This is a genomic window from Xanthomonas sp. WHRI 7064 (assembly GCF_040202355.2).
Taxonomy (GTDB): domain Bacteria; phylum Pseudomonadota; class Gammaproteobacteria; order Xanthomonadales; family Xanthomonadaceae; genus Xanthomonas; species Xanthomonas arboricola.
Genome location: NZ_CP167821.1, coordinates 4,459,232 through 4,482,301, shown reverse-complemented (window position 1 = coordinate 4,482,301; position 23,070 = coordinate 4,459,232). Strand labels below are relative to the sequence as shown.

The following is a 23,070-nucleotide window of genomic DNA, read 5'->3' as shown; positions in this document are numbered from 1 at the left end:
TGTCGCAGCCCCGGAATGAGGGTAGTGATGATGACAGTCGGCAGCAGCAAGCCGATACCGCCTTGCTGCATGGCTTGTGAGCTCAGGCCTTCCACGTCATTGCCCATCAAGCTGTTGATGCCTTTTGCGGCCCACAGCGCGGCGGCCACCTTGTAGGAGAGCTTGAGCACGATGGCAGAGACCACCGAGAGCATGGACATCGAGAACAGCGTGCCGATGACGTAGAACAGCCATTTCTTGAACAGGTCCTTGGTGGAATCGAACATGAGCGCCAGGACGAAGATCGGCCCCACGCCGATCAAGAAGGCCATGGTGAACTTGAACAGCAGCAGCATTGCACCGGCCGCCATCATGGCCGGGTTGATATCCGCGTCGCCGGTGAAAAGCGTATACAGCTTCTTGTCCAGGTTTCAGCTGAACATGTGCCAATTTAATGTTCCGCGTTAGAAATTCTCAAAAATTGGCTCGGAGCATGCTGAATAAATGACCCGGCAGCTAATTTTATTTGTAGACGAACATTTTCTGGATGCCTCGCTGTTGTTCTTTTCTGAAGATGGACCTGTTACAAATTGTAAGCTTCCTGGTACTGATCTTCCATCACTATAGGGTTCTGCAACAGCTATGCATTGGTTTCGATATGTCGTCCATTCTCTGCAAGCAGTGCCACCTACCTTGGCGCAATTGAGAAGTGCGGCCTGCTGTGCATCATTTTTCGATAGTTTCCCAGTCGATACGCCGAGTGCACCTACTTCAGATTCGTCTAGGACGACAGCTGCCTTCACCACTTGCATCGTGGAGAGAAATACGATGGAGAAAATCAAGTGGAAATACGAATTTCACGGATAGAAGTCAAAATTTCTCAAAAATCGGCTCCGAACAAGCGGCATAAACGATTTTGCACTCAGCCTGAGGGTTCTGTCTATTGTCTTTCTGGCATATTTTTACGGCTTCACTACTCGCTTGTGCAATCGTTTTTCTCCCCAGGATTCTAAGCAAGCCTGTCGAGTAGGGCCTTCCGTTTATATGGGGTTCAACGATAACAGCACATTGGTTTTCGTAGCTCAGTCCAATTCGGCAGTTAGTTTCTCCGTGGGAAGAGCAACGCCTCAGTGCATCTTCTTCTGCCTCAAATTTTGAGAGTTTTCCCGTCGTTACGCCGTAACTCGTAGCAGAATCAATAAAGCCAACTGCAACGGCGCCCCAGGTCTTTAGCCATTTTCCGCTAGGCCTAGATTCTTGCTGGACGTTGTTCTGGGGCAGGGGAGCGCACGCAACTGCCCCCTGTCCACCTATAGGATATTGCCCTGGCGGGCAGCCACCTTCAGCCAAAGAAGGGGGCGCAAACAAGAGATATATGAAAAAAACTAAGAGTAATCTCATCTCTAACCCTGCGTTAGGTAAAGCGACTCGGATTCTGATTGGCTAAACCTCTGGAGCCACTACTCTCTGGCGGTACAGAGTCCTGGACTGCATTTAACCCTCGGGAGTTATTTTGCGCTTGGATAGAGGGGTATGTGCTGGGACTTGCATTATTTTCAATTCTGGTTGGCATATAAGACCCAGGCGGCTGTCCCTGCGGCCCTAGGCTTGAGCCCGCACGATCAAACGCCGAGAACGCCATGAAGCTCCCCATGCTGCCCTGCCATAGTTCAGCCGCGACAGTAGGCATGGTGATGATGACAGTGGTCAGCAATAGACCGATGCCGCCTTGCTGCATGGCTTGTGAGCTCAGGCCTTCCACGTCGTTGCCCATCAGGCCGTTATTGATGGCTTTTGCGGCCCACAGTGCTGCTGCCACCTTGTAGGAAAGCTTGAGCACGATGGCAGAGACCACCGAGAGCATGGACATCGAGAACAGCGTGCCGATGACGTAGAACAGCCATTTCTTGAACAGGTCCTTGGTGGAATCGAACATGAGCGCCAGGACGAAGATCGGCCCCACACCGATCAAGAAGGCCATGGTGAACTTGAACAGCAGCAACATCGCACCGGCCGCCATCATGGCCGGGTTGATATCCGCGTCGCCGGTGAAAAGCGTATACAGCTCCTTGTCCAGGTTTCAGCTGAACATGTGCCAATTTAATGTTCCGCGTTAGAAATTCTCAAAAATTGGCTCGGAGCATGCTGAATAAATGACCCGGCAGCTAATTTTATTTGTAGACGAACATTTTCTGGATGCCTCGCTGTTGTTCTTTTCTGAAGATGGACCTGTTACAAATTGTAAGCTTCCTGGTACTGATCTTCCATCACTATAGGGTTCTGCAACAGCTATGCATTGGTTTCGATATGTCGTCCATTCTCTGCAAGCAGTGCCACCTACCTTGGCGCAATTGAGAAGTGCGGCCTGCTGTGCATCATTTTTCGATAGTTTCCCAGTCGATACGCCGAGTGCACCTACTTCAGATTCGTCTAGAACTACAGCACCCCAAGTCTTTACCCATTTTCCGACTGGGCTAGGCTGTGCTTGTTGTGTTTGACCTTGGGGCATTGGAGCGCACGCTATGGCTCCTTGCCCGCCTATAGGATATTGACCTGGCGGACAGCCTTGCTCAGCCATTGCAGAATGACTGAGAAATAATAAAAAAATGAATGCGGGGGCACGTAATTTCATGTTGAAGGCCGGAGGTAATTGATTTAACAAAAATCTTTCGCGTTATATATTCTGAAGCTGCGCGGGTTCGTTTTGTTGTGCGATATGGGTAGCAGTTGAATAGACAAATTAAGTCTAGATATTTAAGTTGTCCGCCCTTCCAGCATTGCCTCTAGAGCCTGGTGCTGGTAAAGATTCTGAAGTTCCTCCGATAGGCCTTGTCACAGCCTGAGTACTTGTTCCTGAATCTCTCTGCCCACTATTAGAGCCACTATCGCTAGCAATCTGACGCGGCATATAAGATCCCGGCGCCTGTCCTTGCGGACCTGGGCTTGACCCTGCTCGATCAAACGCCGAGAACGCCATGAAGCTACCCATGCTGCCCTGCCACAGCGCAGCGGCTACAGTGGGCATGGTGATGATGACAGTGGTCAGCAAGAGGCCGATGCCGCCTTGTTGCATGGCTTGCGAGCTCAGACCTTCCACGTCATTGCCCATCAAGCTGTTGATGCCCTTTGCGGCCCACAGCGCGGCGGCCACCTTGTAGGAGAGCTTGAGCACGATGGCAGAGACCACCGAGAGCATGGACATCGAGAACAGCGTGCCGATGACGTAGAACAGCCATTTCTTGAACAGGTCCTTGGTGGAATCGAACATGAGCGCCAGGACGAAGATCGGCCCCACGCCGATCAAGAAAGCCATGGTGAACTTGAACAGCAGCAACATTGCACCGGCCGCCATAGCCGGGCTGGACGCGCCAACGCCTGCCATCAGCATGGCGCTGCGCTTTTGCTCAAGCGACTCCGGGTCATCCGGGTCGATGCGCACCACATCCACCGCCGCCAACGCGAGCTGGGTCAGCGCCAGATTCTCGTCGATCGCATCGGCCGACGTGGTGCCCTCTTCATCGGTGAAGAGCTCATGCAGCTCCTTGTCTAGGTTTTGGGTGAGCGTCTTGTGCAGCGGGGCGCCGTTGGCACCCAGACTGGTGGCGATCATCACGATGAAGACGATCTTGGTCGCCTTGCCCATCACAGCCATGGCCGACTCGCGCGACTGCCCGGTGGCCAGGCGGTAACCCACGACCATCACCCAGAGTGTGGCCAAGACCATGGCTGCGATATTGACCCAATCCATCGCATTCTTCAGCAGTTGCATGCCGAAATGGTCGATCTCGTGATTCAGGTAATCGTTGATCAGTTTGAAAAAAACGTAATCACCGATGCCTGTATCGGCCATTGGCCGCAACCAGCTCATCGCCCCCTGGAAAACGCTGTCCATGATTCTTCCCGTTAATGCTGATAATGCGCGCCGTGATTCCCCGACACGTGTTTAGTCGACCGACAGTGCCGTCTTTAATGCAACAGCCTGAACTAGCTGGCCCAATATTTTATTTGGGCCCTTATCGCCGTTGAGTGCGCGCTTGGCCAACCGCTTCTGATCGTTCTTGAGTGCTACTTCGTAAGAGTCGTATGCCTTGACCCTGGCCTGCCAATAATCAAGATCCATGGAGTTCTGCGTCATGAAGCGCGCTACTTCATTATCGTTGGCTGCAAGGGCGCCCTGGCTGGTGCCAACTGTTTTGCGCTGCCGTTCTACCCTGTTCTGGAAGTCCTGGTTGCGCTGGACCAACCGCTTCAGCATGCGTACCGATTCGTTGTAACGCGCATTGTCGGTCATCACTAGCAACTGGCAGACCTTGAGTTGTTGCGTGACCAAATCACCCTGCATATCGAGTGATATGTTCGGCATCGAGGACTTGATGGCGTTGCCTACTATCGAGACCATGTCACTGCCTCCGGCCCCGGGGCAGGCGTTCTCCATCCCGTAGTTGAGGTCACGCTCGGTAAAGTTGTCCTGCATCGTTGAGCCGGTCAGATTCAGGCTCTGCAGCTTGATCAACTGTTGCTGGTAGTGTGAATATTCTTTCTGGTATTGCGACAACGTTTCCTTCCAACGATCGAAGTCCTTTCCGTATTCAGCAATCATGCTTTCCAGCGTCATCGGGTCATGGGTAATCACTTGTGCATTTGCTTGACCAGCGCAAAGCCCCACGGAAAGGAGCAGGCCTGCTGCAATGCGTGAAAGTGGCGCGCGTGAACGACGGACATGGTCAGTCATGGCAAGTCTCACTGAATTGGCTCGATACGGAAAAAAAGACAGGCGAAAACTCCAACGGATCCTGTTGGCGGCTTGCCTGGGAGCGGGCGCAACGTTGCCGATACAGCCATAGGCGCCCGCGCTGGCGCTACTGTCAGCGCTGAAATTGTTCGTTTGAGTGCCTGCCACGGCCATCTTCCTTGTGTGCGGTTAAACGCAGGTCTGCCGTAAGGTGCCACAGAGCATGGCGCATTTCCATACTTTTAATGCTTGGGTGTTTAATGAATGCCTTCAGATTTTTGGGGGAAGCACTCTTGGGAGACGTGCGTGCTAACTGTTCGTCATCGCAAGGAAGCTCCGGCCCATTGCTGTCTTGAAGCGCCTCTCAGGGTTCCTTGGTGGATGTATCCCCAGCCCCCGCCGGCACCCAGATCGCCATGCCTGCCGCGCGTTTCTGGGTGGTCGGGATGCCGATGCCCAGGCCACCGCCGACCCGGCCGCCGTAGCTGCCGCCGCCGACCGACAGGCCGCCGCCGGAGCGTTCCGAGCCCACGCCGACGATGACCACGCCGTTGGCGCCGAGCTTGGCGGCTTCGCGCTTGAGCCGTTGCACGGCTGCATCGGTCTGGCCCTGGGTGCCGAAACCGGCAGCGCTGGTGGATTCGAGCTGGGCGATCTCCACCGAGCCGACTGGTGCATTGGCGTACACCTGCACCTGGGCCGGGTCGATCGGCGCGCGCGCCTGGCCCAGCATCACCTTGGAACTGCTGGCGCAACCGGCCAGGAGCATGGCGAGCGCAGCGGCGATGACGACATGCTTGTTCATGATGTGGGCCCTGTTGACGACGATGGCAGCGATGATCCGGCGCCCGGACTGAATCGCTCCGGACTTTGCCGCACCCTAGCCATGCCCACGTGAGGCTACCGCCAAGCCGCCATTGGTCAGGGTGACCACCTGCCCACAGCGCCTTGGCGGGCGTGGCGCTAAGCTCGGGGCTTCTTTGAATGGCGAGGTGGCACGTGGGATTGATCAGCCTGCTGTGGGGCATTGTGGCGCTGCTGTGGATGGTGCTGGCCTTCATCCCGTTGCTGGGCTGGGGCAACTGGTTCCTGATCCCGTTTGCGGCGGTAGGCGCGCTGATTGCGGCGATCGCGCTGCTGTTCACCTCGGCCGGCAATCGCGGGCGTGCCAAGACCGGTCTGCTGCTCAACGGCCTGGTGATCGTGGTCGGGGTGATCCGCCTGAGCCTGGGCGGCGGCGTGATCTAGCACGCGGCGTCGCCTTCCAGGCAGGTCGCGCGAGCTCGAGGGGCTGTGCACCGGCTGGCGATGGGGAAGATCGACGCGTGGCACCGCCGCCAGCCGGGCGCGTTCCCTGTGGGGTGAGCTGACCGCGTGGTCCAAGCGGATCACGCTTGCATTGATCACAGCGTGATCCGGCCCGTTGCACCGCTGCGACACAGCGTCGCAGCGCGTTCGGGGGCGGGTCGCGGGCGTAAACTTGCCGGCTGCTGACAGGAGCCCACGATGGCCCATCCCCATTACCGTCCCCGCCGCATGCGCCACGATGCGTTTTCGCGCCGTTTGATGCGCGAAAACACGCTGACCACCGATGACCTGATCTGGCCGGTGTTCGTGCATGAGTTGTCCGGCCGCGCGCCGATCGCATCCATGCCCGGCGTCGAGCGCCTGTCGCTGGACGAATTGCTGCGCGAAGCCGAGGCGGCCCTGGAGCTGGGCATTCCGGTGATCGACCTGTTCCCGGTGATCGACCCGGCCGGCAAGAGCCTGGACGCGGCCGAGGCCTGGAATCCGGACGGCCTGGCGCAGCGTGCTGTGCGCGCACTGAAAGCGCGGTTTCCCGAACTCGGCATCATGACCGACGTGGCGCTGGACCCGTACACCACGCACGGCCAGGACGGCATCATCGATGCCAAGGGCTATGTGCTCAACGAGATCACCGTCGAGGCGCTGGTCAGGCAGTCGCTGTCGCATGCCGAAGCCGGTGTGGACATCATCTCGCCGTCGGACATGATGGATGGCCGCATCGGTGCGATCCGCCGCGCGCTGGATGCGCAGGACCATCTCAACGTGCGCATCATGGCCTACTCGGCCAAGTACGCCTCGGCGTTCTACGGCCCGTTCCGCGATGCGGTCGGCAGCGCCGGCAATCTGGGCAAGGCCGACAAGACCACCTATCAGATGGACCCGGCCAACAGCGACGAGGCGATGCGCGAGATCGCGCTGGACCTGGAAGAGGGCGCGGACATGGTGATGGTCAAGCCGGGCATGCCGTATCTGGACGTGGTGCGGCGGGTGAAGCAGGAATTCCGCGTGCCGACCTTCGCCTATCAGGTCAGCGGCGAGTACGCGATGCTCAAGGCCGCTGCCGCCAATGGCTGGCTGGACGAACGCAAGTGCGTGCTGGAAGCACTGATGGCGTTCAAGCGCGCCGGCGCCGACGGCGTGCTGACCTATTTCGCACCGCAGGTGGCGCGTTGGTTGCGCGAGGGCTGAGTGCAGCGCTGCGATTGCGCGTGGGAGACGTTGGTGTCTCCCTCGTCATAGTGCATCGCTGATGCATTGAAGTAAGCGTTTCGGTCCTGCTGTGATCTTTACCAGCGGTATGGACCGTGTGCCGCGAATCCGTCGCCTGGTGCGTGGCCCGCTTGGCAGGCGCAGCAATAGGTGCGTTGGTCCGAGCTAGCGTGCCTGCAATCGCCCAGCCACTGCAGCAATACGCACACCGGGCGCACAGGCGGATAGGCCAGCAAGCATCTGCCGACGGTGCTTGTTCTGGCCCGGCGGATGACGCTATCGGCGCAGTTTCGCCCACCAAGCTGCGATAACGATTCTCATCTACAATGGCGAGCCCACTGTTCCAGGCTGCTCGCGCGTGCTCAAGACCGTTCTATTCCAACTGCACTGGCTGCTCGGCATTACCGCCGGGCTGGTGCTGTCGGTGATGGGGCTGACCGGCGCGCTGATGTCCTTCGAAAACGAGATCGTGCGGCTCGCCAATCCGGCCATCGCGCAGTTGGCCGAGCGGCATGCGGCAGGCGAACGACCAATGCCGCTCGACGCATTGCTGCGCAAGCTCGATCTGGACCGGCAGCAAGCAGTCACCCGCATGCTGATCGATACGACCGGCAAGCGTCCGTCCACCGCACGCCTGGCCGGCAAGGGCGGCGGCCGGGTGTATTTCGATCCGTATACCGGCGACAAAGTCGCCGCTCCGCGGCTGAGCGGCGCGTTTGCCTTTATCGAAGACCTGCATCGCCATCTGACCGCCGGCAAGCGCGGCCAGGCGGTGACCGGGGCGAGCACCCTGATCCTGCTGTTTTTCTGCGCTTCCGGCCTGTATCTGCGTTGGCCGCGACGCTGGTGGAGTCTGCGCACCTGGTGGGCAGTGGAATGGCGGCGGCAGGGGCGCAGTTTTCTGTGGAGCCTGCACGCGGTGTTCGGCACCTGGTGTCTGCTGGTGTACCTGCTGGTGGCGCTGACCGGGCTGACCTGGTCCTACACCTGGTACCGCGACGGCATGGTGGCCTTGCTCGGCACCGAGCCGGCGATGCGTGGCGACGGGCGCGATCACCGCCCGGCCACGGTGGATTTTGCAGCCGTGCAGCGCACCCTGGATGCCATCCCGGCCACGCACAGCACGGCACTGGACCTGCGTATCCCGCCGCGTGCGGGGCAACCGCTGAGCGTGCGGTTCCTGCCCGACCATCCCGATCACGATCGCGCCTACGACAATCTGGAGATCGAGCCGGGCAGCGGTGCGTTGCTGCGTCGCCAGGACTATGCACTGCTGCCGCGCGGGCAGCAGTTGCTGGTGAGCATGTTTCCGCTGCACTCGGGCAGCTTCTTCGGGCTGCCGGGCCGCATCGTGGTGATGCTGGCCAGTGTCGGCATGTCGGTGTTCTTCGTGACCGGCTGGATGTTGTACCTGGATCGCCGCCGCAAGAAGCGCGCGCTGCGTGCCGCGCGCGATGTCCTGCACGGTGCACCGGCGGCCTCGCAGGCTGAGCCGTGGTTGATCGGGTTCGCCAGCCAGAGCGGGTTTGCCGAACGGCTGGCCTGGCAGGCGGCCGGGCATCTGCAGGCGGCCGGTCTGCCGGTGCAGGTGCGCTCGCTGGCACAGCTCACCGCGCAGCATCTGCAGGGCACCCGGCATGCCTTGTTCGTGGTCAGCACCTTTGGTGATGGCGAGCCGCCCGATACCGCCCGCAGCTTCGAGCGCGAACTGTTGCGTCAGCGCATGACGCTGCCACAGCTGACCTATGCCGTGCTGGCCCTGGGCGACCGCCAGTACGCGCAGTTCTGCGGGTTTTCGCGACGCATCGAGCAGTGGCTACAGGCGCAGGGCGCGCAGCCGTTGTTTCCGGCAGTGGAGATGGACAACACCGATCCGCAGGCCCTGGCGCAATGGCATGCGCAATTGGCCCAGATTGCCGGTGCGCCGGTGGCCGCCGTGCCGCTGGCACGCCCGACGCTGCTTCACTGGACGTTGTCGGCGCGTACGCATCTCAACCCGGGCAGCGAGGGAGCACCGATCTGGCAGATCGATCTGCTGCCACCGCCCGGCACGCAGTGGCAGGCGGGCGACATTCTCGAAGTGCAGCCGGCGCACGCCTACACGCACGTGCGTGCGTGCCTGGCCGCCTGGGGACTGCCGCCCGACGCGCTGGTGCATGTCGATGCGCAATTGCTGCCGCTGCAGCAGGCCGTTGCCGAGCGCGTGCTGCCGGAGCCACCCACGCGCCCGCCAACGCCGCATCCAGATCCGCAGACCTGGCTGGACGCCTGCGCCTGGCTGCCAACCCGCGATTACTCGCTGGCCAGCGTGCCGGCCGATGGCGTTGCGACCGCGGTGGTGCGCCTGACCACAGGCGCCGACGGCAGCCCCGGCCTGGGCTCGGGCTGGCTGATCTGCCACGCACCCGTCGGTGGGCAGATACGCGCACGGTTGCGCACCAATCCCGGCTTCCATCGCATCGAACAGGCGCCGATGGTGTTGATCGGCAACGGCACCGGTATCGCCGGTTTGCGCAGTCTGCTGCGCGAGGCCGAGCTGGCCGGCGTGCACGGACATTGGTTGCTGTTCGGCGAACGGCAGGCCGCGCACGATGGTCTGTTTGCCGACGAACTCCAGGCCTGGCACGCGCGTGGCCACCTGCAGCAGCTGGACCGGGTGTTCTCGCGCGACCAGGCGCACAAGCGCTACGTGCAGCATCACTTGCGCGAGACCGGCGACACCTTGCGCCACTGGATCGATCGCGGTGCGGTGATCCATGTCTGCGGTAGCCTGGACAGCATGGCGCGTGAGGTCGATGCCACGCTGCGCGAATTGCTGGGGGAGACGCGGCTGGAGTCGCTGACCGCAGCGGGACGTTATCGGCGCGATGTGTATTGAGCGCGGTCATGGCCGCTGCATCGCTGGGTTGGAGCGGCTAGTAAAACGTGGCGTGCGGTCGCCGAGCGGGTGCGAACGGTTTGGAGATATCGCGGTGAACGACGGGTACATGCTGCGTCCTAGCTAGCATCGACCGTGCCCTCCTTGCAGCGTGTGCGGTGGTTTTGTTAGCTGCCAACCAAGGCGGCGTCTAAGCGCGGTCCGATGCTTGAATCAAAAGCCTGGTTGGTCGAGGGCGCGATGCCCTCACCACTTCCAGGACACGCCGTGAATCCGTCCATGGAGGCTCCTTGACGGCATCCATGCCGCCAAGGGTCCCGGAACCGGTAAGGACATCACGCCTACCAAGTTGGTCGTGCGCTGATGGAACTGCAAAAAGCGAGATGACTTAAGCGAGACGACTTAACGCAGCGGCCTGGCTGCTTGTATGCATGTGTGGATGACTATTAGCGATAGGGGGCAAACCCAATCTACTTGCTGCCCGCCTTCGGCGGAAAGATCAGGAAATCAGACCACGTCGGCCAGATCAAAAGGAGCACGGAACCACCGCTGCGTCTGACCCACCGGTCGCCGCTCCCGCTTCTGACCATGCACACCGACTATCTCGACTGGCCCTTGTCCGCCTACCGTCGCGGGACCTTACGCGGCATGGATGCCGCGTAAGAGCCTACAGGGATGTACTTGCGGCGTGTCCCGCGATGGTGGGCGGGCAAGGGCCCTGCGACCAAGTCTCAGATCAGCAGCCCTGCAGTCAGACCTCGTGCAGCCAAACAGCAGATCAGCAACCCTGCAGCGAGGACCCAGATCATCCGCTCTACAACAGCTCGGCGTGAAGTCGTATTCCCTGCAGCTCCTGGCCTGGGTCTGCGCACCCACCCATCCTCAACGGCAGCTCGTATCCCCCTCCACCGCCGGCGCCTTCATCCGATAGATGTCCAACTGCCCCGCACGCGGTGCGCGCGCGCTGCCGGTCACCAGCAACTCGCCTGGCTTGGCCGCATCCACCACCGCACCGAAGGTGCGTTCCTGCGGCCCGTTGAACGACAGCGGCACTGCCTGGCCCACGGTGTAATGGCCGTTGCTGCAGGTCGCCAGCAATAACTGGCTGGGACCATTTTGCTGGCCGCGTGCCCATACCAGCCCCCGTCCATCGCCAAGCCAGGCCGCATCCAGCTCGTCGGCAGCGCTGTTGATATCGCTCAATGGCACCGGCGCGATGAAGGCCTGCCCATCCCAGCGCGCCACGAACATGTCCATGCCGCCTGCGCCACCGTGACCATTGCTGGCGAACAGCAGGCGGGTGCCGTCCAGCGACAGTGTCGGGGAGCGCTCGTCGCCGCGGCTGTTGATCGCCGCGCCCAGGGATTGCACCGCACCGATCCGGCCCTGCGCATCCACCGGCGCGCGATACAGGTCGGCGCCGCCGGCACCGCCGGGCCGGGTGGAGGCGAACAGCAGCCAGCGGCCATCGGCACTGAACAGCGGGGAGGTCTCGTCCTGCGCCGTGTTGATCGGCAGCACTTCTGCGTTCTGCCAGCGCCCGCCGTTCAACCGGGCCTGCCACAGATCCCAGCCCCCGGTGCCGCCGGCGCGGTCGCTGGCCCAGACAATGCGTTGCCCGTCTGGACTCAGCGTGGCGCGCGCTTCGTTGGCCGGCGTGGAGACCACGCCCATGCCTTCGATGCCGAATTCGGCAAGCCCCGACGCGGCCGGGACGCAGAGTAAACTTGCCGCCAGCGCGAGCAGTGTCCATCGAAGTTGCATGCGGGGTTCCTGCCTCAAGTCGCGCACAGTCTAGTCAACCAGAGAGCGTTTCATGCCCGTATCCCGTTATGCTGTGTTTGGTCACCCCGTCGCCCATTCGCTGTCGCCGGCCATCCATGCCGACTTCGGGAAGCAGACCGGCATCGCGCTGGACTACACCGCCATCGACGCACCGCCGGAGGCGTTCACTGCCGCGCTGGAGCGCTTCGCCGACGAAGGCGGCAAGGGCGCAAACGTCACCCTGCCGCTGAAGGAAGCCGCCTGTGCATTGTCGGTCAGCCTGAGCGATCGCGCGCGTCTGGCCGGTGCGGTCAATACGCTGGTGCGCAACGACGGCCAGTGGCAGGGCGACAACACCGATGGCGCCGGCCTGGTACGCGACCTCACCGACCGCCACGGGCTGGATCTGCGCGGTCGCCGTGTGCTGCTGCTCGGCGCCGGTGGTGCCGCGCGCGGCGTGGCGCCGGCGCTGCTGGAAGCGGGCATCACCGAGATGGTGGTGGTGAACCGCTCGCCCGAGCGCGCCGATGCCTTGTGCGATGCGCTCGGCGAGCCGGGGCGGGTGGTCTCGCGCTACATCGAAGACCTGCGCGATCTGGGCGACTTCGAACTGATCGTCAACGCTACCGCGGCCGGGCGTGATCGCGACGCCGGCGCGTTCGCCATGCCGCTGGGCCTGGTCAACAGCCTCACCGCGGCGGTCGATCTCAATTATGGCGCCACCGCCATCGCCTTCCTGGCCTGGGCACGTGCGGCGCAATGCCGCTACGCCGTTGATGGCCTGGGCATGCTGGTGGAACAGGCCGCCGAGAGTTTCGCGCTGTGGCACGGCGTGCGCCCGGACACCGACCCGGTCTACGCCGCGCTGCGCGCGCGCGAGGCCCTCCTGGTCAGTGCCGACTGAGGTGGGCAGCGTCACCGCCACCGATATCCTGCTGACCCTGGTCACCAGCCTGCTGTCGCGCGTGCCGATGCTGATCGCGTTGCTGCTCGGGCTGGTTCTGCTGTGGCGTGCCTCGCAAAGCCCGTTGCGGCGTGCCGGGCTGGCCGCGCTCTGGCTGCTGCTGGGCTGCTTGTTTGCCGAGGTTGCCTTCCAGGCGATTCCGATGCTGTTGCTGCAGCAAGGCAATGTGCGTCAGATCAGCATGGTGACCAGCATCGCCCACTTCGTGCTGATGGCGATGCAAGGCGTGGGCATCGGCGTGCTGGTGTGGACGCTGGCAGGCAGTCTGCAACGCGTGCCGCCCGCCGCCGGCCCGCGCCCATGATTCCGCTCAAAGCCATCGCGCTGGTGGTGCTCGGGCTGGTCAGTGCCGGGCAGGGCGGGTGGACGCTGCTACATCCGCAGGCGCTGGCTGCGGTCAATCGCGGCGGCCTGCTGTATGAACGCTTCGGGCCCACTGGCGTGGGCGCCGGCATGTTGCTGATGGGCGTCGCAATGGTGGTCATCGGACTGGTCTGGGCGCGCCATGCATGGCCGTCGCGGACACAAGGCCGCTGACACAACGTGGAGCGACGCTGCCTACTCGTTGCAGGGGGCGCAGGGTGATTGGGCCGGCATCCATTGCGCGACCCTGCGGGTCAGAACTTGCGGCCAGCGCCCGCCGGCGATGAGCGGATCCGACGCATGCAGTGGCCGTGCCGCGTGCGCACCCGGGACCAGGCTGGCGGTGGCGCCGCCCCGCGCCAGCAAACACGTTCAGCCGAGTGCCACGCCGGTCGCAGGCGCTGCGCCGGTCCGTGCGAAAATAGCGCGATGAATGAAGTCGCCCCACCGGCCGCGCCGTCTGCGCCGGTTCCCACCCAGCGTGTTCTGACCGACCCGATCAAGGCCGGCATCCGCGAGGCCTACGCCAAGCTGCAGGCCAATACGCCCGGCTTTGCCACACGGCGGGCGCAGAGCCAGATGATCGGCCTGGTCTCGCGCGCGCTGGCCACCTCCGGCGGCATCGGCATTGCCGAGGCGCCCACCGGCGTCGGCAAGAGCCTGGGCTATCTCACCGCCGGCGTGCCGATCGCCCTGGCCACCAAGAAGAAGCTGGTGATCAGCACCGGCACCGTGGCGCTGCAGTCGCAGTTGGTGGAGCGCGACATCCCGGCCTTCCTCAAGGCCACCGGGCTGGAGGCCACGGTCGCGCTGGCCAAGGGCCGCACCCGCTACCTGTGCACGCGCAACGCCGCCGAGCTGCAGGGCGAAACCAGCCAGGAAGGCATGTTCGACGACGAACAGGTGCTCTACGACCGCCCGCTCAGCCCGGCTGACGCGGATCTGGCCAAGCGCCTGGCCACGGCCTACGCCGAGCGCAGCTGGAACGGCGATCTGGACGATGCGCCCGAGCAGGTCTCGGTGCCGCTGCGCCTGCGCATCACCACGCCGGCCTCCGGCTGTGCCGGTCGCCGCTGCAGCTACGCCGCGCAATGCCCGGTGTTGAAGGCGCGCACCGACGTGCGCGAAGCGCAGATCGTGGTCACCAACCATGCATTGCTGCTGTCGTCGCTGTCGCTGGGTGATGCCGAAAATGGCCAGCCCTTGATCGCCCCGCCCGCCGACATGCTGCTGGTGCTCGACGAAGGCCATCACATCGCCGGCGTGGCGATCGACCAGGGCGCGGCCAACCTGCCATTGGACGAGATGGCCAAGCGCACCGGCCGGTTGCAGATCCTCATCGCCGCCGCCTACCGCGCCGTGGACAAGGACAAGATCGGCAACCTGCTACCCAACGAGGCCATCGAGGTGGCCGCGCGCGTGTCCAAGATGCTCAAGGCTTTCCACGCCGAGGTCGAACGCGTGTGGAAGCCCGAGCCCGGCGAGCGCGATCCCTTGTGGCGTGCGGCCAACGGCAAGCTGCCGCCGCAATGGGGCCCGGCCATCGAAGAGCTTGGCGAAGAAACCCGCGCGTTGTTCAACTGGGTGCATGCCGCGCACAGCGCGATCGCCAAGGGCAAGCAGGACGACTCGGCGCGCGAACGCCTGCAGCGCAGCCTCGGCCTGGCCCTGGAGATGGCCGAGCAGCAACACAATCTGTGGAGCGGCTGGCGGCGCGAAGACAAGGAAGGCCAGCCGCCGATGGCGCGCTGGATCACCCTCTCGCGCGACGGCGATCTGATCTGCCATTGCTCGCCGGTGTCGGCTGCGCAGGTGCTGCGCACGATGATCTGGAACGAGGTGGATTCGGTGGTGATGACCTCGGCCACACTCACCGGCGGCGGCGATTTCCAATCGTTCGCGATCGACAACGGCCTGCCCGATCACGCCGAGATGGCCTCGCTGGCCTCACCGTTCGACCTGCCCAATCAGGCCGAATTGATCGTGCCCAATTTCCCGGTCACTCCCGACGATCGCGAAGGCCACCCGAAGGAAGTTGCGCGTTACCTGGTGCGCGAACTCGACTGGACCGCCAAGGGCAGCATCGTGCTGTTCACCTCGCGCTGGAAGATGGAAAAGGTCGCCGACCTGATGCCGCTGGCGCAGCGCAACCGCGTATTGGTGCAGGGCGAGGGCAACAAGTCGCAGCTGATCACCGAACACCTGCGCCGTATCGCCGCCGGCGAAGGCTCGGTGCTGTTTGGCCTGAATTCCTTCGGCGAAGGCCTGGATCTGCCCGGCGATGCCTGCACCACGGTGGTCATCACCCAGGTGCCGTTCGCGGTGCCGACCGACCCGCAGACCTCGACCCTGAGCGAATGGTTGGAAAGTCGAGGCCATAACGCCTTCAACCTGATCGCCATCCCGCACGCGCTGCGCACGCTCACACAGTTCGCAGGCCGCTTGATCCGCAGTTCCAGCGACCACGGCCGCGTGATCATCCTCGACTCGCGCCTGCTGACACGTCGCTACGGCAAACGCATCATCGACGCGTTGCCGCCATTCAAGCGGGTGATTGGATAGCGGCGCCAGTCCCGTCGAGAGGATGAAATGCCCGTCTCGCAGAGTGCCGGTGTCACGCGTTTGCGGTGCATGACCGCGCCCGTCAATGCGCGTGGCATGTCGATGGCAGCGGTATCTTTCCCTGCCGTGCTTTATCGACGCGATGTCGTGACCTTCCCAGATTCGGGAGGATTGCGGATGAAGACAGTGATGCTCGGTGTACTGCTATGGCAGCTGACGACTGCGGGATGGGCGATTGCAGGAGCCGATCGCACTCTGCAGCAAGGTCTTCCAGGCATGAACGCCTCTTGCCGCGAACAGCTGCTGGCACTGGCCGATGCAGATCAGAAGATCCGCGAGCAGATTCGTGGTGCCTTCACGGCGCAACAGCTACAGGCCAACCAAGGCGCAGCGAAAGACATGGCAATGCGTCTGGTTGCGTCGCAACGGGAAAACCAGGCTGCGCTGTCTGCATTGATCGAGAAATTCGGCTTCCCCGATGTCGTGTCGGTTGGCGAAGACGGGGCGCACGCTGGTTTCCTGGTCGCGCAGCACTCCACTGACCGCACGTTTCGCGATGGCTTCCTGAAGAGCATCGAGGTTGCAGTGGCGCGCGGGTCTTACAGCACCGCGGACATGGCATTGTTCGTGGATCGTAATCTGATCATGTCGGGCAAGCCGCAGCGCTACGGTACCCAGCGTAAGGCGGACGGCAGCCTGTTCGAGCTGGAGGATCCTGCGCAGCTGGCACGCAGACGGGCAGACGTCGGTTTGCCTGACGAACAGGGCGGTTCTGGTGGTCTTTGAACCTTGCGCAGATCGCCAAGTGCGATGCGATGGCTGCTGATCAACGCACGGGTCGTGCGTGTATGTGTGGATCACATGCGTTCTGGGATCTTGGTGTCCTGCTCGCACTGAGCGATGAACCCGGTCACCTGTGCATGCTTCACTGCATGCCATTACCGTTTGCAAGTTTGCCAATCGTGTGCACTGCAGTATGTTGCAGTCGTCAACGCAGAGCGTGCGTCGCTGTAAATCAGGCCTGGTCACCGCATGCGTGGCACAAGCGACATGATCTTCAACGTGCTGCCGCCTTGTAACGCGATGCATATCACGCTCTGTAGTCATCATCATGTTCGCCTATCGCAGCGATCATAACTAACGACTTCTCACGCTTCGGTCCGCTGGCCATGATTCAGCTCCCTCAAACGAGCTGACGCCATGCGCCCTGGATCCCTCATGGTGCTAGCCCTGCTAGCCCCGACGCTGATCGCCCCGCCGGTCTTCGCCCAATCCGTTCTGACCCGCGACAACGGCGCCAAGGTCGGTGATAACCAGAATTCGCAGACCGCCGGAGCCAATGGCCCGACCCTGCTGCAGGATGTGCAGCTGATCCAGAAGCTGCAGCGTTTCGATCGCGAGCGCATCCCCGAGCGCGTTGTGCATGCACGCGGCACCGGCGTCAAAGGCGAGTTCACCGCCACCGCCGATCTGTCCAGCCTGACCAAGGCCAAGGTGTTCAGCGCCGGCGAAAAGACCCCGGTTTTCGTGCGCTTTTCCTCGGTGGTGCACGGCAACCACTCGCCGGAAACCTTGCGCGACCCGCATGGCTTCGCCACCAAGTTCTACACCAGCGAAGGCAACTGGGATCTGGTCGGCAACAACTTCCCGACCTTCTTCATCCGCGATGCGATCAAGTTCCCCGACATGGTCCACGCGTTCAAGCCCGACCCGCGCACCAATCTGGACGACGATTCGCGCCGTTTCGATTTCTTCTCGCACGTGCCCGAAGGCACCCGCACGCTGACCCTGCTGTACTCCAACGAAGGCACCCCGGCCGGCTATCGCTTCATGGATGGCAACGGCGTGCATGCCTACAAGCTGGTCAATGCCCAGGGCGAAGTGCATTACGTCAAGTTCCACTGGAAGACGCTGCAGGGCATCAAGAACCTCGATCCCAAGCAGGTCGCTGCCGTCCAGGCCAAGGACTACAGCCACCTGACCAACGATCTGGTCGGTGCGATCAAGAAGGGCGACTTCCCGAAGTGGGACCTGTACGTGCAGGTGCTCAAGCCGGAAGACCTGGCCAAGTTCGATTTCGATCCGCTGGATGCCACCAAGATCTGGCCGGACGTGCCGGAGCAGAAGGTCGGCCAGATGGTGTTGAACAAGAACGTCGACAACTTCTTCCAGGAAACCGAGCAGGTCGCGATGGCGCCGGCCAACCTGGTGCCGGGCATCGAGCCGTCGGAAGATCGTTTGCTGCAGGGTCGCATCTTCTCCTACGCCGACACCCAGCTGTATCGCATCGGTGCCAATGGCCTGAACCTGCCGGTCAACCGCCCGCGTGTGGCCGTCAACAACGGCAACCAGGATGGCGAAGGCAATAACGGCCACACCACCAGCGGCGTGAACTACGAGCCGAGCCGGCTGGAGCCGCGGCCGCAGGACACCGCTGCGCGTTACAGCGCGTTGCCGCTGTCGGGCACCACCCAGCAGGCCAAGATCACCCGCGAGCAGAACTTCAAGCAGGCCGGTGAGTTGTATCGGTCCTACAGCAAGAAGGATCGCGCCGATCTGGTGCAGAGTTTCGGCGAGTCGCTGGCTACCACCGACACCGAGAGCAAGCACATCCTGCTGTCGTTCCTGTACAAGGCCGACCCCGAGTACGGCACTGGCGTGACGCGTGTCGCCAAGGGCGACCTGGCCCGGGTCAAGCAGCTGGCCTCCAGCCTGCAGGACTGATCCACCCACGGCATCGCGGCCTGTGCCGCGGTGCCGTTTCGCTATCGGGAGAGCCATATGCGCACCCTGTTGTTTCTGATGCTTGGCACCCTGTCTGCGGCTGCCAATGCTGCCTCGCCCGCGCCGATGTCCACCAGCGCCACCACTGTCGCCGCCGACCCGGCGCAGATCAAGCTGCAGTTGCGCGAATACTTCTTCGACGCGGCACGCGAAGGGCGGCAGGACATGCTGGCCGAGTTCATCCGCTCGCATTACGACCTCAATACCCGTGACGAGAAGGGCTACACGGCCCTGATCCTGGCGGCCTATCACGGCCAGCGCTCGGCAGTGGAGCAGCTGCTCAGCGCCGGTGCCGACCCCTGCGCGCAGGACAAGCGCGGCAACACCGCGCTGATGGGCGCGATCTTCAAGGGCGAGCTGGGTATCGCCAAGCGGCTGATGCAGGCCGACTGCGCGCCGGATCAGCGCAACAACGCTGGCCAGACCGCAGCGATGTACGCAGCGCTGTTCCAGCGCACCGACGTGCTCAAGGATCTGGCCGCCAAGGGCGCGGACCTCAGCCTCAAGGACGGGCAGGGCAACGATGTGACCAAGCTGCAACGCGGCGAGTTTGCGACGTCCCCGGCGCGCTGAGCGCGCCTGTCATGCGTGGCGCGCCTGGCAAGCGTGACGCCAGGCGTCAGCAAGCCCGCATCGGCGCCATGCGGCCGATGCCGGCGCCAGTCCGGCTACCGATGCCGGCGAGAGCCATCGGTGATGCTTGCTGCAGCGTGCTGCACTGTTATCCACCGGCCAGCCGTCTGTAGGCCCCATCCGGGCGGGTTGCACGTCTCGCGCTCGGCCATCTTCGACGCGCTGTACGTGGTTGCGACGCCAGCTCAGTCACAGTGACCGTTGGTTAGTCGCTGATCGCCATCGCCTGAGTCCTGCACCTCGATACCCGGGGTCTCGGCGGCCTTGCCTGCAGCACTCCACCGCGCGTACTGACGCCACCGGTGCATACCGGCGACACCCGCTCGGTTATGACCACCGACGTGGTTCGGGGGTCAGCCGTTGCGCACCGAGCGCACCGCATCCTCGCTCTTAGATCGGCTGGTCGCGCGTCGACTTGCCCAATCTGCCTTCAGCACCTGCCGAGAAGCGCAGCCATCGCCCCGTCAGGTTCGGAGGTCAGCCATCTTGCACCGAGCGCAGTGAATCGTCGCTCCCGGATCGCTAGTGGCCCGCCGACGTGCTCAATTTGCCTCCACGACCCGCAGAAAAGTGTAGCCATCGCCCCCGCCGGTTTTCTGCCGCAGGCGCGTTGGATCTCTGGCTGTGGTGGTGATTTTTCCACCACTGCGTCAGGAGTCTCCTGACGTTGAAACCTTTGTGCGCCAAGGGTTTGACATAAGTCTGAGCGCGCGCTGACTTGCCTGAAATTTGTTTGGAAAAACCGCAAAAAACAGTTCAAGAAAGCGCTGCGAACGCCGATGCTTCCGCTATCGCACACTGGAACCCCCGGACCATGAAGCTCGATCCCTCCATCCCTTTCCTGATGTCGCTGCTGGCCATGGTGCTGTGCACCGCCACTGCCGTGGTCGCCCTGGTGTTCGGTCAGGTGCACGTGCTGGCCACGTCGTGGAGCTTCTACACCGTGCTGGGCACCGCCCTGATCACCCTGGTCGCCTCGTACCATGCCCTCGGCAAGCCGCTGAGCGCCGAAGAGCGTGTGGGCTTCCGCAACCCGTAACTGCAGATCCTGTCCAGGCGCAGTGCGCGACGCCAGCACTGGACGACACAAGCTCCGCTCGTCATTGACGATGCACCGCGTTCGCTCGACATGGGCGAACGCCCAGGCACTGCGCATCCTGCAGCGATGCCGCCCGATAACGCGCGCACCTGGCGAGCGAGGGCAACAACAGCAGTGCCGCCGCGATTTTTCGTTTCTTCGGATGGCAGAGTAGCCGCGAAGCTGGACGCCGAAGCGCGTTACCAGCGGGTTTCATCAACGCGCGTCATGCCGAACTTAGCTAGCCCGTACGGGTCGACCACCTGGCGCAGTGAATCGGCCATCGACCAGCGGGCTCCGGCAGGTCGGCGTCGCAGGACGCCATGCCGCGCTGCGGCAGATTCATCGACACACGTGTAAGCTGTTGATCCTGCTCCGCATTCCGATGGCTGCCCGCTGCGGCCACATGTCGATGACCGCTTCCGCCGATCGCTACGCCGCCTCCCTGCGCCTGTCCGTCGCCCCGATGATGGATTGGACCGACCGCCATTGCCGGGTCTTCCATCGCCTGCTGGCACCCTCGGCACGTCTGTACACCGAGATGGTGCACGCCAATGCGGTGATCCATGGCGATCGCACGCGGCTGATCGGCTTCGATCCGGTCGAACACCCGCTGGCGCTGCAACTGGGCGGTAGCGAGCCGGCACTGCTTGCGCAGGCCGCAGCGATCGCGCAGGAGTGGGGCTACGACGAGATCAACCTCAATTGCGGCTGCCCGTCTGACCGCGTGCAGGCCGGGCGCTTCGGTGCCTGCCTGATGCGCGAGCCGGGCCTGGTGGCCGACTGTGTTGCCGCCATGTGTGCGGCGACCACGCTGCCGATTACGGTCAAATGCCGCCTCGGCGTGGACGATGATGACGACTATGCCGTGTTCGCTAGCTTCGTCGATCAGGTGGTCGCAGCCGGTGCCGCCATGGTGGTGGTGCATGCCCGCAACGCGTGGCTCAAGGGCCTGTCGCCCAAGGAAAACCGCGAAGTGCCGCCGCTGCGTTACGACTGGGCGTATCGCCTCAAGCAGGAGCGCCCCGCGCTGCCGGTGGTGCTCAATGGCGGCATTGCGGCGGTGGAGACCGCAATGGAGCATCTGCACCAGACCGACGGCGTCATGCTCGGCCGCGCCGCCTACCACGACCCCTACGTACTGCATCGCCTGGATGCGGCCCTGACTCAGCGTGCGGAACAGCCGCGCGACCAGTTGCTGCGCGCCTTGCGGCCCTACGTCGAGTCCCAACTGGAGCAAGGCCTGGCGCTGAAGCACATGACCCGGCACGTATTGGGGCTGTTCCATGGCCAGCCGGGCGGACGCGCGTTCCGGCAGGTCCTGAGCGAGGGCGCACACCGGCCAGGTGCCGGCTGGGAGCTGGTCGAGCAGGCCTTGCAGCGCACCGACACCCAGGGCTGGCGCGTGGTGGCCTAAACTGGCCTGCCGCTTGCATACCTGAACAGGCATTTCCGCTGTCTGCATCTGACCGGGATGCCAACTGCCGGGCATGGGTGTGAGATCCAGAAAAGTGCCTTTCCAGGCGTCCAGGGATTCATTTCACTGAACAGCGTTAACACAAAGCTAAAAAGTTCAGATGGGATTCACCCCGAAAAATCAAGAATTTGGCTCTATTCTCGGGCTCGACCATGCTGTCACCGGTGGCCGGTTTCACGAATTTTGAATGTTCCTGAACAACCCGCTAGGATTCATTGTGACCCAGCCGTCCTGCCGCGCTCGCTATATCGTCCTGGTCGCCCTCGGGCTAGCCATGGCAGCGCCGTCGGCGTGGGGTCAGGGATATCCGATGTCGCACGCGGGACGCGATCCATTGCCGCCCTCCGCGCGCGGCAACGGGCGCACGCTTTCGGACACCATCCGGCAGGTGCAGCGGTCCACTGGTGGACAGATCCTCAGCGCCGAACGCGTGCCGTTCGACGGCGGCAATCTCAACCGCGTCAAGTACATGAAGGACGGCCGCGTGCACACCGTGTACGAGTCCGAGCAGATGCAGGCCGCGCCGCCGCGCAGCCAGGCGCCGCCGGACGCGCCACCACGCGACGATAACCACTAAACGTAGATAGTTCTGCGTTCAGTCTTATAAATTCCCCGGCCACCGGCCGACAACGTAACTAGGGAGAGTGCATGCGTATCCTTTTGGTCGAAGACGAAGCTCCGCTGCGCGAGACCCTTGCCGCGCGCCTGAAGCGTGAGGGCTTTGCTGTCGACGCTGCACAAGACGGCGAAGAAGGCCTGTACATGGGCCGCGAAGTCCCGTTCGATGTCGGCATCATCGACCTCGGCCTGCCCAAGATGTCGGGCATGGAGCTGATCAAGGCGCTGCGCGACGAAGGCAAGAAATTCCCGGTGCTGATCCTGACCGCGCGTTCGAGCTGGCAGGACAAGGTCGAAGGCCTCAAGCAGGGCGCCGACGACTACCTGGTCAAGCCGTTCCATGTCGAAGAGCTGCTGGCGCGCGTCAATGCGCTGCTGCGGCGCGCGGCGGGCTGGAGCAAGCCGACGCTGGAATGCGGCCCGGTCGCCCTGGATCTGGCCGCGCAGACGGTTAGCGTCAATGGCGCCAACGTGGACCTGACCAGTTACGAGTACAAGGTGCTGGAGTACTTGATGATGCATGCCGGCGAACTGGTCTCCAAGGCCGATCTGACCGAGCACATCTACCAGCAGGATTTCGATCGCGATTCGAATGTGCTGGAAGTGTTCATCGGCCGCCTGCGCAAGAAGCTCGATCCCGATGGTGAACTCAAGCCGATCGAGACCGTACGCGGTCGCGGCTACCGTTTCGCCATTCCGCGTACCGAAGGCTGAGTCCGCG

At 62.9% G+C, this 23,070-nt stretch carries 21 protein-coding genes and 2 pseudogenes; 14 read left to right on the top strand and 9 right to left on the bottom strand.

Annotated features, from left to right (window positions below; all coding sequences use genetic code 11):
* Positions 1–23: 23 nt before the first annotated feature.
* The 8 genes and pseudogenes from ABQY74_RS19125 to ABQY74_RS19090 all read right to left on the bottom strand — a co-directional run.
* Positions 24–350, bottom strand: a pseudogene (locus ABQY74_RS19125) (type IV secretion system protein); the annotation flags it as partial.
* Positions 351–443: 93 nt separating this feature from the next.
* Complete coding sequence (locus ABQY74_RS19120; protein WP_372470107.1) at positions 444–791, bottom strand: DUF4189 domain-containing protein; 348 nt, start codon at positions 789–791, stop codon at positions 444–446.
* A gap of 58 nt (positions 792–849) precedes the next feature.
* Positions 850–1,380, bottom strand: a complete 531-nt coding sequence (locus tag ABQY74_RS19115; RefSeq protein WP_104555911.1) for a DUF4189 domain-containing protein — start codon at positions 1,378–1,380, stop codon at positions 850–852.
* 13 nt (positions 1,381–1,393) lie between these two features.
* Positions 1,394–1,999, bottom strand: a pseudogene (locus ABQY74_RS19110) (type IV secretion system protein); the annotation flags it as partial.
* A 93-nt stretch (positions 2,000–2,092) separates the two neighbouring features.
* A complete protein-coding gene (locus ABQY74_RS19105; RefSeq protein ID WP_258080438.1) occupies positions 2,093–2,488 on the bottom strand; it encodes a DUF4189 domain-containing protein in 396 nt (131 codons plus the stop codon).
* 237 nt (positions 2,489–2,725) lie between these two features.
* Positions 2,726–3,871, bottom strand: a complete 1,146-nt coding sequence (locus ABQY74_RS19100) for a type IV secretion system protein (protein ID WP_349794044.1) — start codon at positions 3,869–3,871, stop codon at positions 2,726–2,728.
* Positions 3,872–3,922: 51 nt separating this feature from the next.
* Positions 3,923–4,711: a hypothetical protein gene (locus tag ABQY74_RS19095; RefSeq protein WP_172454298.1), complete on the bottom strand. Its 789-nt coding sequence runs from the start codon at positions 4,709–4,711 to the stop codon at positions 3,923–3,925.
* Between the two features lie 364 nt (positions 4,712–5,075).
* Positions 5,076–5,516, bottom strand: coding sequence for a hypothetical protein (locus ABQY74_RS19090; protein ID WP_104555866.1), 441 nt, complete (start codon positions 5,514–5,516; stop codon positions 5,076–5,078).
* 200 nt (positions 5,517–5,716) lie between these two features.
* Here ABQY74_RS19090 and ABQY74_RS19085 point away from each other — a divergent pair, with 200 nt between their 5' ends.
* From ABQY74_RS19085 to ABQY74_RS19075, 3 genes are all read left to right on the top strand, one after another.
* Complete coding sequence (locus tag ABQY74_RS19085; RefSeq protein WP_005989387.1) at positions 5,717–5,959, top strand: hypothetical protein; 243 nt, start codon at positions 5,717–5,719, stop codon at positions 5,957–5,959.
* A 258-nt stretch (positions 5,960–6,217) separates the two neighbouring features.
* The gene (gene hemB / locus ABQY74_RS19080; protein ID WP_024939082.1) at positions 6,218–7,207 is read left to right on the top strand and encodes a porphobilinogen synthase; all 990 of its coding nucleotides are present in this window, start codon (positions 6,218–6,220) and stop codon (positions 7,205–7,207) included.
* Positions 7,208–7,586: 379 nt separating this feature from the next.
* Positions 7,587–10,106, top strand: coding sequence for a sulfite reductase flavoprotein subunit alpha (locus tag ABQY74_RS19075; protein ID WP_349794045.1), 2,520 nt, complete (start codon positions 7,587–7,589; stop codon positions 10,104–10,106).
* 882 nt (positions 10,107–10,988) lie between these two features.
* Here the strand turns inward: ABQY74_RS19075 and ABQY74_RS19070 are convergent.
* Positions 10,989–11,870, bottom strand: coding sequence for a TolB-like protein (locus ABQY74_RS19070; protein WP_349794047.1), 882 nt, complete (start codon positions 11,868–11,870; stop codon positions 10,989–10,991).
* Positions 11,871–11,922: 52 nt separating this feature from the next.
* On the opposite strand from ABQY74_RS19070, the gene aroE reads away from it, so the two are divergent.
* From aroE to ABQY74_RS19015, 11 genes are all read left to right on the top strand, one after another.
* Positions 11,923–12,774 carry a shikimate dehydrogenase gene (aroE, locus tag ABQY74_RS19065; RefSeq protein ID WP_349794049.1) on the top strand — a complete coding sequence of 284 codons (852 nt, stop codon included), beginning with the start codon at positions 11,923–11,925 and terminating at the stop codon, positions 12,772–12,774.
* The gene (locus tag ABQY74_RS19060) at positions 12,764–13,138 is read left to right on the top strand and encodes a hypothetical protein (RefSeq protein WP_016902791.1); all 375 of its coding nucleotides are present in this window, start codon (positions 12,764–12,766) and stop codon (positions 13,136–13,138) included. The genes aroE and ABQY74_RS19060 overlap by 11 nt, the downstream gene beginning before the upstream one ends.
* Positions 13,135–13,371 carry a hypothetical protein gene (locus ABQY74_RS19055; RefSeq protein ID WP_104555869.1) on the top strand — a complete coding sequence of 79 codons (237 nt, stop codon included), beginning with the start codon at positions 13,135–13,137 and terminating at the stop codon, positions 13,369–13,371. The genes ABQY74_RS19060 and ABQY74_RS19055 overlap by 4 nt, the downstream gene beginning before the upstream one ends.
* A 255-nt stretch (positions 13,372–13,626) precedes the next feature.
* On the top strand, positions 13,627–15,759 hold the full coding sequence (dinG, locus tag ABQY74_RS19050) for an ATP-dependent DNA helicase DinG (RefSeq protein ID WP_349794051.1): 2,133 nt from the start codon (positions 13,627–13,629) through the stop codon (positions 15,757–15,759).
* A gap of 276 nt (positions 15,760–16,035) precedes the next feature.
* Positions 16,036–16,545, top strand: coding sequence for a DUF6624 domain-containing protein (locus ABQY74_RS19045; RefSeq protein WP_372470106.1), 510 nt, complete (start codon positions 16,036–16,038; stop codon positions 16,543–16,545).
* 432 nt (positions 16,546–16,977) lie between these two features.
* A complete protein-coding gene (gene katB, locus ABQY74_RS19040; protein WP_172454273.1) occupies positions 16,978–18,483 on the top strand; it encodes a catalase KatB in 1,506 nt (501 codons plus the stop codon).
* A 57-nt stretch (positions 18,484–18,540) separates the two neighbouring features.
* Positions 18,541–19,116 (top strand): ankyrin repeat domain-containing protein, encoded by a 576-nt coding sequence (locus ABQY74_RS19035; protein ID WP_349794054.1) that lies wholly within the window; start codon positions 18,541–18,543, stop codon positions 19,114–19,116.
* Positions 19,117–19,990: 874 nt separating this feature from the next.
* Entirely contained in the window at positions 19,991–20,215 is a 225-nt protein-coding gene (locus tag ABQY74_RS19030) for a hypothetical protein (protein ID WP_016902784.1), read from the top strand.
* Positions 20,216–20,666: 451 nt separating this feature from the next.
* Positions 20,667–21,671, top strand: coding sequence for a tRNA dihydrouridine(20/20a) synthase DusA (dusA, locus tag ABQY74_RS19025; RefSeq protein ID WP_349794055.1), 1,005 nt, complete (start codon positions 20,667–20,669; stop codon positions 21,669–21,671).
* Between the two features lie 247 nt (positions 21,672–21,918).
* A complete protein-coding gene (locus ABQY74_RS19020) occupies positions 21,919–22,308 on the top strand; it encodes a hypothetical protein (RefSeq protein ID WP_172641750.1) in 390 nt (129 codons plus the stop codon).
* Positions 22,309–22,379: 71 nt separating this feature from the next.
* Entirely contained in the window at positions 22,380–23,063 is a 684-nt protein-coding gene (locus tag ABQY74_RS19015; protein WP_002808458.1) for a response regulator transcription factor, read from the top strand.
* The last annotated feature ends 7 nt before the right edge of the window (positions 23,064–23,070 follow it).